This is a genomic window from Amycolatopsis sp. MEPSY49 (genome assembly GCF_051337345.1).
Taxonomy (GTDB): domain Bacteria; phylum Actinomycetota; class Actinomycetes; order Mycobacteriales; family Pseudonocardiaceae; genus Amycolatopsis.
Genome location: NZ_JBDLYJ010000002.1, coordinates 532054 through 548275, shown reverse-complemented (window position 1 = coordinate 548275; position 16222 = coordinate 532054). Strand labels below are relative to the sequence as shown.

The window sequence follows — 16222 nt, the reverse complement described above, 5'->3', positions numbered from 1 at the left end:
CGTCAGACGAACCGCCACAGGTGGTCCGGTGTCCCGTTGTCGTCCCACTGGGTCACCTGCGCGCCGTCCGCCGTGGACTGCTGGTCGACCGCCATGACCTTGCCGCTGCGGACGTTGACGAGCTTCGACCAGCCGCCGCCCGCGTCGACGATCCGCCAGTTGTGGTCGGGGGTGCCGTTGTCCTGGAACTGCTGGACATGGGCGCCGTTGTCGAGGCTCTGGTCGTGCACCGCGAGGACCTTGCCGCTGTTGCGGTTGACGATCCGGACGGTGCCGTCGCCGTTGTCCACGACGGCCCAGAGGTGGTCGGCCGTGCCGTTGTCCGACCACTGCGTGACCTCCGCGGTGTCGGCCAGCGACATGTTCGACACGGCGAGCACCTTGCCCGACCGCTGGTTCTGCAGCTTGCGCCACACCGTCGTCGACGCCGCCGGGCGCGTCAGCAGGGCCAGGTAGCCGCCAGCGACCGGACGGGCCTGGAAGCCGCGCTGGGTGGCGTCGGCGACGACGTACCAGTCGCTGAACGGTACCCGCTGCGGCGTGACGTTCGCGTAGCTGTAGACGCCTTCGACCAGCGACGTGCGGATGTTCGGCTGGTCGGCGAGCCACGCCGCGGTCCACAGCTCCCAGTCGGCCTTCGTGTAGTTGTTGCGCGGGTCGAGCAGGACGCCGTGGGCACCGGCGCGGCCCTGGTACCAGGCCGCCTCCTGGGCGGCGACGCCGAGCGGGACCAGGTCGAGGCCGAGCACGCGGTCGGCGAAGCCGTTGTACTTCAGGCTCCACGTGCCGGGCTGGTCGTAGGCGAGCTTCAGGTGCTGGCCGTCTTCGGCGAGGGTCACCCACTGGCTGATGTAGCCGCGGGACGTCGAGCGGTAGCGCTGGGCGTCGGCGGTGTTGCCGACCGCGGTGGCGATGATCCCCATCGCGCCGACGCCGATGATGCCCTTGAGCGCGAGGTTGGCGCTGTGGGCGATGAAACCGGTGAAGTCGTCGGTCTGGTTCTGGAAGCCGGGGTCGAGGGTGTTGCCGACGAGGTACTCGGCCCACTGCCGCAGGATCCGGTAGTGGGTGTCGGCGAAGGCGACGGCGTCCGCCGCCGGCAGCCGCTGGACGAGGGCGGCGGCCATGATCAGCATGTTGGCCGACTCCTCGACCGGCATGCTCTCCTCGTTGCCGTCGTTGTGCCCGGTCGCGTCCGGGTAGTGGGTGCCGAGGTCGTGCTCGGCGAACTGCATCGGCCAGCCGCCGCGCTCGGCGTAGTCGAGCAGCGGCTCCAGGATCAGCCGCAGGTAGACCGGGGAAAGGTAGAGGTAGGCGGGGAACGCCGGGTAGGTGACGTCCACAGTGGACATGTTGCCGTTGGAGGAGATCTCCTTGAGGAAGCCCCACGGCGCGCCGCCGCGGTCGACGAGCTCGGTGCCGCCGAAGGCTTGGCGCAGGGCGAGCGCGCAGATCCCGGCGTAGTGCTCGCCGGTGGTGCCGCCGCCGGCCGCGGCGACGGCGTCGTCGTGCAGGCGCTGGTCGATCGCGGTCGCGGCGGACAGCGCGGACGCGTAGTCGTTGCCGAACCAGACGGCCATGTCCTGCCAGCTGCTCCAGTAGTGCGTCCACCAGGGGTTCAGCGGGGTGCCGAGGTAGCGGACGGCCGGCGTGCGGACGTGCCCGATCGAGAGCGTGAACGGGGTCGACGAGCCGCCGGCCGGGATCGTGCCGAGGTTCCGGTTGAAGGCCAGCACCGGCCAGCGGTCGTTGATCGCGCGCGGCTGGGCGGTGTCGCTGGTGTTGTTCAGGGTGCCTTGGCCCGCCGAAGCGGCGCGCACGACGGTGTCCTGCCCGATCTGCCAGCTGGTCCCCGACGTCGGCGCGGCGAGCACCAGCCGGCCCCAGCCGGCCTGGTCGCCGTTCTCCTGCAGGACGCCCGGGCTCGCCGGGGTGCAGCTGAGCAGGGTGTAGCCGCCCGTCTGCTGCTGGGTCCAGGTGACCGGGGTCGAGGTGTTGCCGTGCACCCACTCGGCGGAGGTGTCGAAGTGCAGGTCGACGGCGTGCGCGCGGCCGTCGGCGCTGGCGGCCTGGATGGTGACGTAGCCGAAGGGCACGCACTGGCGCTGCAGGTTCGCCGGGTCGACGGGCGAGAAGAACGTGACGGTGAGGTTCACCCCGCCGCCGGTGAGGACGTAGGTCGAGCGCGTGCCGGTGACCTGCAGGCTGACCTGCGTCAACGGGGTGAGCGCGGGTCCGCTCGGCAGGGCCGGCTGACCGGCGAAGACGTAGGCGGCGCCGTCGATGCGGGCGAGGCCGCAGAGCGCGGTGATGTGGCCGGTCCAGAAGCTCGACCAGGTGCCGGCGAGGTTGTCGGCGGGCTGCCAGGTCGACAGGTAGGGCGAGCGGACGATGAGCGGGGTGGCGGGCGGCCGGATCGGGCTGAAGGTACCGGCGGCGGCGGTGCCGGGCAGCCACAGCGCGGCGGCGACGGCGGCGGCCGTGCCCCCGGCGAGCCGGATCAGGTCCCGGCGGGTGAGGTGAGCGCGTTCTCGGGAGGACATCGGTGGCCCCTTCCACGGCGGGCGAGCTCGTGCGGGGATAACTTTTACATCGTTGGTACAACGTTGTAAATCCGCCGTTGGTCGGTGTGGTGATGGGGTGGCGGACCACTCGGGCCGCAGGTCCGGTGCACTTTTTTCGGCCGTTGCGCGGCCGAGGTCTGCCGCAGCGGATCAGGCGGCGCGCGGCGGCCGGTCCGACGCCGGCCAGACGTACGGCAAGTCGTCGGGCACGCCCGGGAACCGGGCCGCGTAGTGCTCCGGATCCTTCCGCACCAGCGCGGACCGGTGGCTGCGGTGCAAAGCCTCGTCGCCCAGCCAAGGCGGGAGGTCGCCGGTGGCCGCGAGCTCGGCCTGGGTGCGGACGGCCCCGCGACCGATCGCGCCCGTGAACTCGTCGGTCAGCTTCACCGCGCACGTGTCCGCCGCGCCCAGCTCGCACCACACCGCGCACACCTCGAGGCCGTAACGCGTCAACGCTTCCTCGTACCCCGTCCACATCTTCGCCGCCGGGTGGTGGCGCCAGCCGTAGCCCGGGATCACCAGCGCGCGCAGCACCTGGAGCGTCTCCACGCGCTGCTTGCCCAGGCGGCGGCGGTCGAGCGTGCGGGCGCTCGCGGTGAAGTCGGCACAGGGCAGGAACGTCTGCATGCCGGCCGGGTACCCCGGGACGGCCCGTCGATGCGGGAAGATCGGGGGTATGCACGCCGACCTCGTCTTCACCGGTGGCCCCGTGCTCACGAGCGGCGGCCGGGCCGGGTTCGCGGCCGTCCGCGGCGACCGGATCACCGCCGTCGGCGCCGACCCCACCCCGCTGATCGGGCCGCGCACCGAGGTCGTCGACCTGCGCGGCCGGCTGCTGCTGCCCGGCTTTCAGGACGCGCACATCCACGCCGTCGGCGGCGGGGTCGAACTCGGCAAGTGCGACCTCACCGGCGCGAACAGCGTCGTGAGCTGCCTCGACGCCGTCGCCGCGTACGCGCGAGCCAACCCGCTACTCGAGTGGCTCACCGGCAGCGGCTGGTCCCTGGACACCTTCGCGGGCGGCCTCCCCCACCGCCGGCTGCTCGACGCCGTCGTCGCGGACCGGCCGGTCGTCCTGGTCAACCGCGACCACCACGGCGCCTGGCTGAACAGCGCCGCGCTCGCCCGCGCCCGCATCACCGCGGACACGCCCGACCCGCCGGACGGCCGCATCGAGCGCGACGCCGACGGCGCCACCGGCGTCCTGCAGGAAGGCGCGATGGACCTCGTCACCCGGCTGCTGCCGCCGGTCACCGAGGTCGACGAGCTGTCCGGCCTGCTGCGCGCGCAGCGGCTGCTGCACTCGCTCGGCGTCACCGCCTGGCAGGACGCGCTGCTCGGCGAGTACGGCGGCATGCCGGACCCGTCGCGGGCGTACGCGACCGCGTCGGAACGCGGGCTGCTGACCGCCCGGGTCACGGGCGCGCTCTGGTGGGACCGCGCCCGCGGCGCCGAGCAGCTCCCGGAGCTCCTGGCGCGCCGGGAGTCGTTGCGCCGCAGCGGGTTCCGCGCCGACACCGTCAAGATCATGCTGGACGGTGTCGCCGAGAACCACACGGCGGCGCTGCTCGGCCCGTACCTGTGCACCGGCCACAGTGGACTGAGCTTCGTCGAGCCGGTGGCGCTGCGCGAGTACGTGACGCTCCTCGACGCGCACGGCTTCCAGGTGCACTTCCACGCGCTCGGCGACCGCGCGGTCCGCGACGCGCTCGACGCCGTCGAAGCCGCCCGCGCGGCGAACGGCGCCGGCCGGCGCCACCACCTCGCGCACCTGCAGGTGGTGCACCCCGACGACGTCCCGCGGTTCGGGCGGCTCGGCGCGACCGCGACGATCCAGCCGTTGTGGGCCGTGCACGAGTCTCAGATGGACGAGCTGACCATCCCCTTCCTCGGCGCCGAACGGGCGGCGTGGCAGTACCCGTTCGGCGCCCTGCTGCGGGCCGGGGCCACCCTGGCCGCCGGCAGCGACTGGCCGGTGAGCAGCCCCGACCCGCTGCTGGGCATCCACGTCGCCGTGAACCGGATCCCGTACGGCGAGGACGTCCCCGCGTTCCTACCGGAACAGCGGATCGGCCTGGCCGCGGCGATCACCGCGTACACGGCGGGTTCGGCCTACGTCAACCACCTCGACGACACGGGCGTGATCCGGCCCGGCCACCGCGCCGACCTGGTGGTGCTCGACCGCGACCCCTTCGCGGGCCCCGACCGCGAGATCGGGGCCGCGAAGGTCGCGATGACGTTCACCGGGGGCCGGTGCGTCCACGAGCCATGACGGCCGGCTCCGGTTCGACGCTCACCCGCGGCCGCAACGGCAGGTTCTCCAGGCCTTCGACGTCGAGCACGAGGAACCAGTGCGCGTTGGCCGGGATGTGGATCTTGAACATCGGTGCGGTGGCCACCCCGCCGTGCATCCGGTAGTACTGCCGGCGCCGGTAGGCCTGGAAGTTGACCTCCGTCAGGAGCCTGACGTTGGCCATCGCGTCCAGCCGGATGGTGACCACCGCGTCTCTTCGCACTTTCCCGAGATCGAACACATTCGCTTCCATTTCGCCCCTCATGACGTGTGGGTTGTGGTTGGCGGGTCGCGGGCAGCGCGGAACACGCCGCGCACCGCGACGGCGAGGTTGATCGGGGCGGGGATCAGCCGGGGCCGGTGCCCGGTTCGCAGGGCCGCCAGAGCGGCACGAAGTCCCCGTGAGACGGCGTGGAAGACCGGGTCGCGCCGGGTCCGTGGCCAGGGCTGAGGAAGGCGGGCGGGATGGTGGGGGCGGTCCCGCCGGCGGCATCGGCGGGAGCGGCCGGGTACCGCGGCGCCGGAGTGTCGTGGCCGGGCGCGCCGGCCGGGTGCGACGCGGTGTGGCGCGCGGTGACCCGAGTCTTCGCGGCGGCTTTGGCGGCGGGGTGGGTGCAGTCTTCGGTTGGCGTGGCAGGTGAGGCGGTGGTCTGTCGTTCGGTGGGAGCGGCGGTCGCCGTCGGCTCGGGGTCTACTGTCGATGGCGGGGCTGTCGCTCGGAGCGCCGAGGTGAACAGCAGCTTGGTGAAGGGCGTTTTGGCGGGCGGGTCGACGCCGAGGTCGCCGACGGGTTCCACCACGGGAGTGACGACGGTGCTGGTGACCGGCTCGACGACCGGCTTGACGGCTTGCACGACCGGTTCGACCACGGGCTCGACGGCTCGCACGACCGGGGTGAGCACGGGTGCCGCGGCGCGGATGACCTGCGAGACGGGAGCGAGGATCGGCCCGAGGACGGGCGCGGCGGCGCGCACGACCTGGGAAACCGGTCGAAGGACCGGCCCGACGATCGGTGCGGCGGCGCGCACCACGTCCGACACCGGCTCTAGGACGGGGCCGGCCGCCCGCCCGACGTGCGACACGGGTTCGACGACCGGCTCGACGGAACGCACGACGGGCGCGACCAACGGCGCGGCAGCGCGCACGACGTTCGATACCGGCTCGAGTACGGGGCCGGCCGCCTGCACGACTCGTGCGACCGGCTCGGCCACGGGCGCCGCCGCACGCACGACCTGCGAGACAGGCTCCACCACAGGCGCCGCCGCACGCACGACCTGCGAGACAGGCTCCACCACCGGCGCCGCCGCACGCACAACCCGCGAAACCGGCTCAGCCACCGATGCAACGGCTCGCGGCACCGGCTCCACCGCTCGCACGGCCTCGGAAATCGGCTCGACGGCCCGCGGCACCGGCTTGGCCGCAGCCTCCGCACCGCGAACCGAGCGCGAAACCCGCTCAGCGACCGAGACCACCGGAGCGCCACCACCGGACGGCGACTCCCCCACCACGACACCCAACGGATCCCGCCCGGCGGCCTCCGCGTGTCCCGACAGCAACCACGACACCAGCCACAAGCCGGCCGCCGCCGCGGCGACCACCAGTGCGCGCCGGGCGGCGGTTCTCACGCCACCCCTGTCGCGAGCCCTGGTCACGGTCGGCGTACCTCCGGATGCGGAAAAGCAGATCTGGGACGTACCCCCCAACGGCCTTTCCCACACCCGGGCAACGCGCCACCTGGCGCTACCACTCGACCGGCCTAGCGCTTTTTGTCAGCAAGCCTGAGTAAATCCGCCACTTGGCCGAGACCGGTCCCCCAGTCGCAGAACCAGCCCGGATCAGCCTTCCTGAGAACGCCGGTGCGACGACAACGCACCGAGCGCGAGCACCCCGTGCTGGAGCCCCTCGCGGAAGGTCGCGCGCTGGCCCGGGCTCAGGTCGGCCAGCAACGCGCCCTCCACCTCGGCGACCGCCGGGGCGCAGCCGGCCAGCACCGCGCGGCCGGCGTCCGTCAGGCCGGCCAGCAGGACGCGGCGGTTGTCCGGCTTGGGCGTCCGGGCGATCAGCCCGCGCTTCTCCAGCGCCAGCACCATTTCGTGCATCGTCTGCGGCCGCAGGAACGACCGGCGGGCCAGTTGCGCCGACGACAGCGCGCCGCTGGCCTCCAGCACCGTCAGCGCCGTGTACTGCAACGTCGTCAGCCCGACCGGGCGGAGCGCGTCGTCGAGCAGGGCCCGGATCGCCAGCTCGAGCCGTTTGACCAGGTAGAGGGTCAACGGCGGGCCGGCGGGCTGCTGCTCCGCGGACGTGCTCACGCCGCCCATCATGACACGTGCCCCCGCTATGCTCGCCGATCATGGACCTCGGCCGGCAGACCCGCGTGCGGCAAGCGTTCGACACCTTCTTCGGCCCACCCGGGCCACCGCGGGAAGACCACGTGCTCGAGCTCTTCCGCCGGACCGCGGAAACCGTGCCCGCGTACCGGAAGTTCCTCCGGGAGCACGGCATCGCGCCCGACGACGTCCGGACCATGGCCGACTTCCGGACGCTGCCGCTGCTCGACAAGGACGGCTACCACCGGAAGTACCCGCTGCCCGAGTTGTGCCGCGGCGGCACGTTCGCGGGCAACGACATGATCGCCGTCTCCTCCGGCTCCAGCGGCCACCCGACGATCTGGCCGCGCGCCCTGGAAGACGAGTTGCACGTCGCCCGCCGGTTCGAGACCGTCCTGGTGGACGCCTTCGAAGCCGACCGGCGAAGCACCCTCGCCGTCGTGTGCTTCCCGCTCGGCACCTGGGTCGGCGGGCTCTTCACCACGGCGTGCGTGCGCCACCTCGCGGCGAAGGGCTGCCCGATCACCGTCGTCGCGCCGGGCAACAACAAGGCCGAGATCCTGCGCGTGCTTCCCGAACTCGCGCCGCACTTCGAGCAGGTCGTGCTGCTGGGCTACCCGCCGTTCGTCAAGGACGTCGTCGACACCGGTCTCGCCGAGGGCGTCGACTGGCCCGCGTACGCGATCAAGCTCGTGCTGGCCGGCGAGGTCTTCAGCGAGCAGTGGCGCGAACTGGTCGGCCGGCGGGCCGGGGTGACCGACCCGGTGCGGCACATCGCCTCGCTGTACGGCACGGCCGACGCCGGTGTCCTCGGCACCGAAACCCCGGTGTCCGTGAGCATCCGCCGCTTCTTCGCCGACCGCCCCGGACTGGCGCGCGAGGTCTTCGGCGACGCCCGGCTCCCGACGCTGGTGCAGTACGACCCGGCGAGCCGCTTCTTCGAGGTGCACGACGGCACGCTCGTCTTCACCGGCGACGGCGGGATCCCGCTGATCCGCTACCACATCGCCGACGACGGCGGGGTCCTGCCGCACGGCGCGCTGCTGGAGTTGTGCGCTCGTCACGGTTTCACGCCACCGGCCGGGCCGGAGCTGCCGTTCGTGTACGTGTTCGGCCGGTCGCTGTTCACGGTGTCGTTCTTCGGCGCGAACGTCTACCCGGAGAACGTGACCGTCGGGCTGGAGCAGCCGGGGATCAGCGACACCGTCACGGGCAAGTTCGTCATCGAGTCGGTCGAGGACGAAGACCGCGACCGCCGGCTGCGGATCACGGTCGAGACGGCCCCGGGCGCGACCGCCGACGCCGCCGCGATCGCCGACGCGGTCCGCGACCAGCTGCGGCGGCTCAACAGCGAGTTCGCGCACTACGTGCCGGCCGAGCGGCAGCGGCCGGACGTCGTGCTGCGCCCGGCGGGCGACCCGGAGTACTTCCCGGTCGGCGTGAAGCACCGCTACACCCGGCGGTCCTAGGCTTCGGCCGCCCGGACGACGCGCGCGGTCGGGTCCGCCGCGTGCGGGTCGCGCACGCGGTCGGTGAGCAGGAAGCCCGGGAGCTCCAGCCCGTGGTCCTCGGTGAGCCGGAAGGTCCCGCCGGATGCGGTGGGGTCCCACCCGAGGGCCAGCCCGTGCTCCACGAGGCGCCGGACATCGGCGGCCGCCGGGTAGGAGCCGTCGGTCTCGGCCGGGGTCCAGCCCGGGCTCGTGGCCTTCGAGAGCAGGTCGGCCTCCAGGGCGCGGCCGTTCTTCCCGGCGCCCCAGGCGCGCACCCGGACGCAGCGGTGACGGTCGGCGCCGTCGCCGGCCACCTGACCGATCGTGGCCCGCCAGGTGTAGGTCCGCTCCCCGACGCGGAGCGTCCGCAGCCTCGTTCGCACCGGACCACCCTACGGCCGGGCGAGCTTGCGGAACCGTTCGCGCCGCTCGGCGGCCGACGAGCCGTCGGCGATGTCGTCGTCGAACCACGCGCTCAGCGCCGTCCACAGGTCGGCGCACGCCGCGAAGCCGGTGACCGGGGACTGCTCGGTCAGCTCGGCGATATCGGCCGCCAGCTGGTCGAGCCGCTGGTCGCACAGGCGGACGTACTCGCGGACGACGATGTCGGCGTCCAGGCCCGTCTTCCCGCGCCGGCCGGCCGCGCCGCGCAGCTGGGCGTGCAGCCGTTCTTCGCTGTACAGCGGGAAACCCGCGATCGATCCCGGGTAGCCGGAGTCGGCCGACCACGCGCGGAACGCGCAGATCGCCTGGTAGCGCGTGAACCAGTCCTGCTTGCCGGTCGCGAGCTCGGCCAGCTTGCGCCAGGCGTCCCGGTCGGCCGAGCGCCAGCGGTCGAGCGTCCGGTCGTCCGGCCCGGCGTCGGCGGCCCGGGCACGCCAGCAGTGCGCGCGGCACGCCGCGATCTCGCCGACGAGCCGCCGGACGTAGCTGACCTGCTCCCAGACGTGCGCGCGCTGCGGCCGCAGCGGCGCGGCGCGGTCCGGGGAGAACGTGACCATCTCGAAGACCCGGAACAGCTCGTGCCCGCGCAGCGCGACGAGGTCGGGGTCCTCCCCCATCACCCACGACCGGCGCTCCGGCAGCCGGCCGCTGTGGCTGATCGTCGCCGCGTGGTAGAGCTCGCGGACCGCGCGGCGGGCCACTTCGTCCCGCGCTTCGCCGACCAGACGCGGGTTGCGCGCGCGGTCGCGGAGGTCGCGCTCGCCGCGCGGGCCGACTTCGAGCATCGCGACGGCGTACACGCTGGCCGCGTTGTAGCACTCCTCCCACGACTTGCGCGGGCCCGCGGCTTCGACGGTGTCGTCGAGAGCCTGGGGATCCGGCGGCCAGCGCCGGTCCGGGCAGACGTCGGCCAGCCGCACCCGGCTGGCCGGGTAGGCGGGCTGGGGCACCGGGACCGCGCCGGTCACCGGCTCGACGTCGGCCATCGCGCGGCGCACCACGGCCCAGACCAGCGAGAGGTCGAGCGCGCGGTTCGTCAGCTGGTGCCAGCTGCTGCGCCAGCGCCGGCCGAACCGGCGGTAGTCCGCGATGAGCCGTTCGATCTCGTACTGCGACAGCGCGCCGAGGTACGACCGCATCTCGGCGGCGCGCTGGTTGTACTCCGCCAGCCGCTCCGGCGTCGCCTCGTGGACGACGATCTCCTCGACCGGCACCTTCAGCACGCGGCGGTGCAGTTCGAGCCGTTTCTCCGGCGGGATCGCGTACGGCCGCACCCGCACGTCGAGGTCGACGTAGCGGCGGAAGCGCAGCTCCAGCGCCGTCCGCAGCTCGGCGCGGCGCAGCGCCCGCGCGTCGCCCGGCGCGCCCGCCGTCGTGCGCCGCACCCACCACGAGCCGGCCACGGAGTCGCCGTGGCCGAGCACGAGCGCGTGCCGGTAGCGGGCGATCAGCAGCGCGACGGCGCGCCCGCGGCCCGCGTGCCGCGGCTGGCGCGCGAAGTCCGGGCCGATCCACCAGCGGGCCAGCGCCGGGTGGCCCCGGCTGCACACGGTGATCACGTCGTCGTAGGTCGCGAGCGCGTCGAGGTGCAGGTCGAGCTGCTCCTGCAGGGCGGCGATCTCGAGTCTGATGTAGACGTTCGACGGGTCGAGGCTCACCGCGCGGTAGTACTCGGCGAGGGCTTCGTCGTAGCGGCGGTGGGTGATGAAGTGGTTGGCGCGCTGGTAGGCGTCGAACAGCTCGTACGGGATCTTCGCGCCCCGCCAGGCCGCCCAGTGGATGTTGGTGCGGACGTAGGCGCTGCGCGGGATGACGAGCGCGGCGACGGCGTTGGCCGCGCGGTGCAGCACGCGCGGCCAGTTCTCGTCCTCGATCACCAGCGGGCTCGCGGCGAACCGCGGGACGCGGACGAGCTCGAGGATCAGCTGGTGGCGGCCGGTGGTGTTGCCCGGCCGGACGGTCCCGGTCACGGTGAACGCGGCGGGCGGCTGGGCGAGCCGGACCAGCTTGGTCGCGGCCTTCCACCAGCCTTCCGCGGCGTCGCCGGCGTGCTCGACGATCTGGATGAAGTCGTAGGAGCCGCCGACGCCCGGCACCGGCGTCGGCGTGTAGAGCCGCGAGTCGTTGAGGATCCGCTTGAACGCGGCGGTCAGCTCGACCGCGGAGTCGACCTCGCGGTCGTGGCTGCCTTCGGGGCGTTCGTCGGCGAAGAGCCGGATGTCGATCTGGTTGGCGCGGAAGGCCGCGGCTTCGAGGCGCGCCCGGCCGATGAAGTAGAGCGTCAGCACCGCGGCGACGACCACGACGGACGTCTGCAGCACGGTCCAGGTGATGACGCTCGCGACCTTCGGGTCGCGGACGAACGTCCAGCCCTGGAAGAACGGCAGGTACGGCACGACGGCGAACCCGGCCGCGACGAGTCCCGCCGCCACCGCCGCGACCCACCACCGGATCCGGTGAGCCGCCGGAAGTTCCGCTTGATCGAAGCCCCCGGGTCGTCGCGCGGACACCGTCGATCACCCCCTCGTGTCGTCAGGTTACCGATCCGGCCAGAAGTAGGCCGCCCCCGAGCGAAACGCGACGTTGCCGCGAAGTCGTTCGGCCGTGACTGTGGTCGGATCGGTAACGAACAGCGCAGCACTCGCGGAGGGGGTGTGGATCGTTACGGCCCGTGATCCGCGATCTCGGCGATCACCTGGGCGTGGCACGGTTCGGGGACGCACCAGCACCCGAGGCGCTTCCCGCGCAGGTCCGGCAGCAGCGCGAGCAGGTCCGGCCGGGACAGCAGGTGCTCGCGGTACTTGGCCAGCACCTCCTCGCGGGTACCGTCCGGGCCCGGGCGGAACGGGCTGGCGAGCTCCGACCCGGCGAGGTGCCAGCCGCCCCGGTGCATCGGCCGCCCGACGTAGACGACGTCGGCGTACTCCGGGTCGTCGCGGTGGCCCTTCAGGTTGACGACGGTGGTGGGCATGCGTGCTCCTTCCTCGCCGGTCAGCCTGGCACGCCGGGGACGCCGGCGCGGCTCGCGCCTGTCCCCCGTTGCGGTCGGCAAGGTGCGCCCCGGTGGTCCACCTAGTGCATATGCACTACCATGAGGGCTCACGGTTGAGCCGTCAGCCGCTGCCGGACGTTTCCGCGCCCGGGCCGGCAGGCTGCCTTGACCGGCACCCTTCCGCCCCACGTCCGGCTCGCTCCCGCCGTCTGACGAAAGGGTGTGCCGCGATGGTTCCCGAACCTCGCCCGGCCGACCACGAGCTCATCTCCGCCCCCGGCTGGATCGACGCCGGCCGCATGACCCTGCGCGTTTCGCGCCCCGCCCCGCGCACCGTCCTCGTCCGGGTGAGCGGCGAGGTCGACCTGAGCACCGCGCGCCGGCTCGACGAACTCCTGCAGTCCCGCATCCGCGGTGCCGTCGACGAGGTCGTCGTCGACCTCTCCGGCGTCACGTTCATCTCCGTCGCCGGGCTGAACTCGCTGCTGCGCGCCCAGCTCCTCGCCGACGCCGCCGGCGCGCGCCTCACGGTCGACCCCGGCCGCTCGCGCGCGGTGCGGCGGCTGTTCACGGTGCTGCCGATGGACTTCTACGGGGTGATGAGCCCCCGGCCGGTCGGCTGACCGCTCACGACGCCCGCCCGAGCCGCCGGACGGCTTCGACGATCTTCGCGTTCGGCACGCCCTTCACCAGGTACTCGGTGACGCCGGCCGCGGCCAGCCCGGCCATCGAGGCCCGGTCGGCGTAGGCCGAGAAGGCGAGGATGGCGGTGTCCGGGCTGCGCCGGGCGATCTCGCGCGCCGCCCTGGCCCCGCCGCCGCCCGGCATCCGGACGTCGAGCACCGCGACCGCGGGCCGGTGGTGCTCGGCGAGCCGGATCGCCTCGTCGGCGTCTTCGGCGACCGCGACCACGGCGATGTCGGCCTCCGAGTCGAGGACCTCCTTGAGGACCGCCCGGATCATCTCGTCGTCGTCGGAGATCAGCACCCGCACCTCGGTCATGATTCCGGACCCGGCACGTCGGGCAGCATCGGCAGCCAGAACTCGACGGTCGTGCCGCGGTTCGGCGCGCTCGTCACCGACAGCCAGCCGTGCGCCGCTTCGGCGCGTTCGTACATTTCGACCAGCCCGAAGTGACCGGCGGCGGCGTCGTCGGCGGCCATGCCGACGCCGTCGTCGGTGATCCGCACGAGCGTCCCGTTGTCCACTGTGGACAGCCGGAGGTCGACGCGGGTGGCGCGCGCGTGCTTGTGGACGTTGCTGAGCGCTTCCTGGCAGATCCGGTACACGGTGATCGCGGCTTCCGGGGACGGCTCGTCGGTGAGCTCGTCCGTCACCGAGTGCGCCAGCCCCCAGCGGTCCGCGACGTCGTCGACGTAGCCGGACACCGCCTCGACCAGGCCGTGCCGGTCGAGCTCGGGCGGCCGCAGCCGGGACACCAGGCCCCGCAGCCTGCCGATGGCGGCCTGCACGGACTCGTCCAGCCCGGTGACGGCGCTCGCGTGCGGCTCCGGCAGCCGGGAGGCGAGCAGCTGCAGGCGCATGCCGACGGCGACCATGGACTGGATCGACTCGTCGTGGACGTCCCAGGCGATCCGGCGCCGTTCGACCTCCTGGGCGTCGACGAGGTGGCCGACGAGCCGGCGGCGTTCGCGCAGGGCCTGCTCGGCGTTGCGGCGCTCGGTCATGTCACGAGTGACCTTCCCGAAGCCCTGCAACCGGTGCTTGTCGTCGAACAGCGCCGTGATCACCACGTTCGCCCAGAACCGGGTCCCGTCCTTCCGGACCCGCCACCCCTCGTCCTCCAGCCGGCCCTCCCGGGCCGCGGTCTCCAGCTCCCACGCCGGCTTCCCCGCCGCCACGTCCTCCGGCGGGTAGAACACCGAAAAGTGCTGCCCGATGATCTCCTCGGCGGCCCAGCCCTTGATCCGCTCGGCTCCGGCGTTCCAGCTCGAGATGTGCCCGCCCGGGTCGAGCATGAAGATCCCGTAGTCCTGGACGTTCTGCACCAGGAGCCGGAACCGCTCCTCGCTCTCGCGCAGGGCATCCTCGGCGGCGCGGCGTTCCGTCATGTCGCGGGTGACCTTCCCGAACCCCTCGAGCCGGTGCTTGTCGTCGAACAGCGCCGTGATCACCACGTTCGCCCAGAACCGGGTCCCGTCCTTCCGGACCCGCCACCCCTCGTCCTCCAGCCGGCCCTCCCGGGCCGCGGTCTCCAGCTCCCACGCCGGCTTCCCCGCCGCCACGTCCTCCGGCGGGTAGAACACCGAAAAGTGCTGCCCGATGATCTCCTCGGCGGTCCAGCCCTTGATCCGCTCCGCGCCCGCGTTCCAGCTCGCGATCCGGCCCTCGGGATCGAGCAGGAAGATCGCGTAGTCCTGGACGCTGCGCACCAGCAGCCGCAACCGGTCGTCGCGCCCGTCGTCGTCCATGGGGCAACTCTGCCGGATGGGCGCCCGGCCGGCACGGCGCGTCAGCCGGCGAGCTCGGCCGACGGCGCGGACAGCGCACACCAGACCACCTTTCCCAGGCCGTGGCGCGCGGTTCCCCAGGCCAGCGACAGCCGCTCGACCAGCGCCAGGCCCCAGCCGCCGTCGGCGCCGGGCGCGCGCCGCACCGGCGGCGCCGGGTCGTCGTCGAACACCTCGATGCGCACGTGCCCGGCCCCGACGCTCAGCCGGAGAACCGGCCGGCCGGCGCCGTGCTGCAGGGCGTTGGTCGCGAGCTCGGTGAGCAGCAGCAGCGCGTCGTCCACGACGGAGTCGCAGGCCCAGGCCGTCAGCGTGAGCCGCGCGAACCGGCGCACGACGGCCAGGCCGCCGGCCGGATCGGTCAGGGCGCACTCCGCGGTCAGCGGCGCCGGGGTCTCCACGGCGTCCAGCCTGCCGGGCGGCGCGGCGCCGCACGAGATGCAAACCCCGGCCGCGTCACTGGTGCAGGTGCATCAGCCGATCAAGCCCTCCCGGCGGGCCACGGCGACCGCTTCGAGCTTCGACCGCGCGCCGAGCTTCTCCAGCACGCGCTGGACGTGGTTGCGCGTGGTGTTGCGGGAGACGCCCAGCCGCTCGCCGATCTCCTCGGTCGTCGCGCCCTCCGCGAGCAGGTCGAGGGTTTCGCGCTCCCGCGCGGTCAGCTCCGCGCCGCGGGCGGGCCCCCGGCCGGTGAGCCGGTCGAAGATCTCGGGCAGCAGCTCGGCGTCGAAGACCACGCCGCCGGCGGCCACGTCGCGCACCGCGGACTCCAGCACGCCCAGCTGCGACGACTTCAGCAGCAGCCCCGCGCCGCCGGCCTTCGCGACCTGCACGGCGACCGACGGCGTCGCGTCCCCGGTCAGCACCAGCACCCGCGCGCCGGTCTCGCCGAGCTGCGCGACGACGCCGAGCGCGTCACCGTCGGCGAGGCGCCGGTCGAGCAGGACGACGTCCGGCTCGTGCTCACGCGTGTCGGCGACGGCTTCGGCACGGGAGCGGGCGCGGCCGACGACCGTGATCCCGTCGGCGCGGTCGAGGGCCTGCTGCAGCGCCTCGGCGACCATGTCGTGGTCCTCCACCAGGAGGACGCGGACGGGACTCGGTTCGGCGCTGGTCACGGGGTTCCCTCGGTGGACGGAGTCGCTGCCGGCCCCATCTTAGGTGTCACCACGCCGGCGAGCTCGGCCGCAACAGGCCTTCGGGGCCGGTGACCGGCAGCCAGTCGACGAGGTCTTCGTGGCGGCCGGCCGCCCGGAACACCGGCGGCCGGAAGGAGCCGGCGGGCGGGCCGGCGAGCCGCAGCACGTCGAGGAACCGCGCGACCGCGCGCGGCGACGGCAGCACCTCGGTCCCGCCGAGGTAGGCGAGCACCTTCGGCGCGCCGCCGCCCGCGGGCTCGACGACCGCCGACCAGCCGTGCACCTCGTCCCAGATCAGCGCCAGGTCGTGCCCCGGCAGGTCCGGGAGGGCGCGGTCGAGCGCCACGTAGCCGGAGGTGGGCACCTCGAGATCGAGCGAACACGACTCGAACCCGACGCCGACGGCGCGGGCGACCCGGGCGAGGTAGGCCCGCAGGCCGCGGGCGAAGTGGTATTCGATGTCCCTGCCGAAGTCGATGAGGGTGTCCATGATCTCGCC

At 73.4% G+C, this 16222-nt stretch carries 16 protein-coding genes; 3 read left to right on the top strand and 13 right to left on the bottom strand.

Annotated features, from left to right (window positions below):
• Positions 1 to 2: 2 nt before the first annotated feature.
• Together ABFJ78_RS11620 and ABFJ78_RS11615 are read right to left on the bottom strand one after the other, a co-directional pair.
• On the bottom strand, positions 3 to 2543 hold the full coding sequence (locus ABFJ78_RS11620; RefSeq protein WP_436385898.1) for a glutaminase domain-containing protein: 2541 nt from the start codon (positions 2541 to 2543) through the stop codon (positions 3 to 5).
• A 171-nt stretch (positions 2544 to 2714) separates the two neighbouring features.
• Entirely contained in the window at positions 2715 to 3191 is a 477-nt protein-coding gene (locus ABFJ78_RS11615) for an MSMEG_6728 family protein (protein ID WP_436385897.1), read from the bottom strand.
• Positions 3192 to 3240: 49 nt separating this feature from the next.
• Here ABFJ78_RS11615 and ABFJ78_RS11610 point away from each other — a divergent pair, with 49 nt between their 5' ends.
• Positions 3241 to 4836, top strand: coding sequence for an amidohydrolase (locus ABFJ78_RS11610; RefSeq protein WP_436385896.1), 1596 nt, complete (start codon positions 3241 to 3243; stop codon positions 4834 to 4836).
• On the opposite strand, the gene ABFJ78_RS11605 is transcribed toward ABFJ78_RS11610, so the two are convergent.
• From ABFJ78_RS11605 to ABFJ78_RS11595, 3 genes are all read right to left on the bottom strand, one after another.
• Entirely contained in the window at positions 4805 to 5110 is a 306-nt protein-coding gene (locus tag ABFJ78_RS11605) for a DUF1883 domain-containing protein (RefSeq protein WP_086685181.1), read from the bottom strand. The two genes, ABFJ78_RS11610 and ABFJ78_RS11605, sit on opposite strands and share 32 nt — an antisense overlap.
• Before the next feature lie 94 nt (positions 5111 to 5204).
• On the bottom strand, positions 5205 to 6482 hold the full coding sequence (locus ABFJ78_RS11600) for a hypothetical protein (RefSeq protein WP_436385895.1): 1278 nt from the start codon (positions 6480 to 6482) through the stop codon (positions 5205 to 5207).
• A 210-nt stretch (positions 6483 to 6692) separates the two neighbouring features.
• Positions 6693 to 7181 (bottom strand): MarR family winged helix-turn-helix transcriptional regulator, encoded by a 489-nt coding sequence (locus ABFJ78_RS11595; RefSeq protein WP_436385894.1) that lies wholly within the window; start codon positions 7179 to 7181, stop codon positions 6693 to 6695.
• Positions 7182 to 7210: 29 nt separating this feature from the next.
• Here ABFJ78_RS11595 and ABFJ78_RS11590 point away from each other — a divergent pair, with 29 nt between their 5' ends.
• Positions 7211 to 8656 (top strand): phenylacetate--CoA ligase family protein, encoded by a 1446-nt coding sequence (locus ABFJ78_RS11590; RefSeq protein WP_436385893.1) that lies wholly within the window; start codon positions 7211 to 7213, stop codon positions 8654 to 8656.
• Here ABFJ78_RS11590 and ABFJ78_RS11585 read toward each other — a convergent pair.
• The 3 genes from ABFJ78_RS11585 to ABFJ78_RS11575 form a co-directional block, all read right to left on the bottom strand.
• A complete protein-coding gene (locus ABFJ78_RS11585; RefSeq protein ID WP_436385892.1) occupies positions 8653 to 9060 on the bottom strand; it encodes a hypothetical protein in 408 nt (135 codons plus the stop codon). The genes ABFJ78_RS11590 and ABFJ78_RS11585 overlap by 4 nt on opposite strands.
• A gap of 9 nt (positions 9061 to 9069) precedes the next feature.
• Positions 9070 to 11553: a hypothetical protein gene (locus tag ABFJ78_RS11580; RefSeq protein WP_436385891.1), complete on the bottom strand. Its 2484-nt coding sequence runs from the start codon at positions 11551 to 11553 to the stop codon at positions 9070 to 9072.
• A gap of 230 nt (positions 11554 to 11783) precedes the next feature.
• Positions 11784 to 12092, bottom strand: coding sequence for a DUF4326 domain-containing protein (locus ABFJ78_RS11575; RefSeq protein WP_436385890.1), 309 nt, complete (start codon positions 12090 to 12092; stop codon positions 11784 to 11786).
• A 251-nt stretch (positions 12093 to 12343) separates the two neighbouring features.
• Between ABFJ78_RS11575 and ABFJ78_RS11570 the strand changes: the two genes are divergently transcribed.
• Positions 12344 to 12736: an STAS domain-containing protein gene (locus ABFJ78_RS11570; protein ID WP_436385889.1), complete on the top strand. Its 393-nt coding sequence runs from the start codon at positions 12344 to 12346 to the stop codon at positions 12734 to 12736.
• Between the two features lie 4 nt (positions 12737 to 12740).
• On the opposite strand, the gene ABFJ78_RS11565 is transcribed toward ABFJ78_RS11570, so the two are convergent.
• From ABFJ78_RS11565 to ABFJ78_RS11545, 5 genes are all read right to left on the bottom strand, one after another.
• On the bottom strand, positions 12741 to 13115 hold the full coding sequence (locus ABFJ78_RS11565) for a response regulator (protein WP_436385888.1): 375 nt from the start codon (positions 13113 to 13115) through the stop codon (positions 12741 to 12743).
• Complete coding sequence (locus tag ABFJ78_RS11560; RefSeq protein WP_436385887.1) at positions 13112 to 14545, bottom strand: PAS domain-containing sensor histidine kinase; 1434 nt, start codon at positions 14543 to 14545, stop codon at positions 13112 to 13114. The genes ABFJ78_RS11565 and ABFJ78_RS11560 overlap by 4 nt, the downstream gene beginning before the upstream one ends.
• 41 nt (positions 14546 to 14586) lie before the next feature.
• Positions 14587 to 14985 (bottom strand): ATP-binding protein, encoded by a 399-nt coding sequence (locus ABFJ78_RS11555; RefSeq protein WP_436385886.1) that lies wholly within the window; start codon positions 14983 to 14985, stop codon positions 14587 to 14589.
• A 72-nt stretch (positions 14986 to 15057) separates the two neighbouring features.
• On the bottom strand, positions 15058 to 15702 hold the full coding sequence (locus tag ABFJ78_RS11550; RefSeq protein WP_436385885.1) for a response regulator transcription factor: 645 nt from the start codon (positions 15700 to 15702) through the stop codon (positions 15058 to 15060).
• Positions 15703 to 15748: 46 nt separating this feature from the next.
• Positions 15749 to 16213, bottom strand: a complete 465-nt coding sequence (locus ABFJ78_RS11545) for a DUF6292 family protein (RefSeq protein ID WP_436385884.1) — start codon at positions 16211 to 16213, stop codon at positions 15749 to 15751.
• Between the last annotated feature and the right edge of the window lie 9 nt (positions 16214 to 16222).

Excerpts from the sequence above, each read along its gene's own strand:
- ABFJ78_RS11620 (WP_436385898.1), bottom strand. The coding sequence starts at position 2,543 with ATGTCCTCCCGAGAACGCGCTCACCTCACCCGCCGGGACCTGATCCGG.
- ABFJ78_RS11615 (WP_436385897.1), bottom strand. The coding sequence starts at position 3,191 with ATGCAGACGTTCCTGCCCTGTGCCGACTTCACCGCGAGCGCCCGCACG.
- ABFJ78_RS11610 (WP_436385896.1), top strand. The coding sequence starts at position 3,241 with ATGCACGCCGACCTCGTCTTCACCGGTGGCCCCGTGCTCACGAGCGGC.
- ABFJ78_RS11605 (WP_086685181.1), bottom strand. The coding sequence starts at position 5,110 with ATGGAAGCGAATGTGTTCGATCTCGGGAAAGTGCGAAGAGACGCGGTG.
- ABFJ78_RS11595 (WP_436385894.1), bottom strand. The coding sequence starts at position 7,181 with ATGATGGGCGGCGTGAGCACGTCCGCGGAGCAGCAGCCCGCCGGCCCG.
- ABFJ78_RS11590 (WP_436385893.1), top strand. The coding sequence starts at position 7,211 with ATGGACCTCGGCCGGCAGACCCGCGTGCGGCAAGCGTTCGACACCTTC.
- ABFJ78_RS11575 (WP_436385890.1), bottom strand. The coding sequence starts at position 12,092 with ATGCCCACCACCGTCGTCAACCTGAAGGGCCACCGCGACGACCCGGAG.
- ABFJ78_RS11570 (WP_436385889.1), top strand. The coding sequence starts at position 12,344 with ATGGTTCCCGAACCTCGCCCGGCCGACCACGAGCTCATCTCCGCCCCC.
- ABFJ78_RS11565 (WP_436385888.1), bottom strand. The coding sequence starts at position 13,115 with ATGACCGAGGTGCGGGTGCTGATCTCCGACGACGACGAGATGATCCGG.
- ABFJ78_RS11560 (WP_436385887.1), bottom strand. The coding sequence starts at position 14,545 with ATGGACGACGACGGGCGCGACGACCGGTTGCGGCTGCTGGTGCGCAGC.
- ABFJ78_RS11545 (WP_436385884.1), bottom strand. The coding sequence starts at position 16,213 with ATGGACACCCTCATCGACTTCGGCAGGGACATCGAATACCACTTCGCC.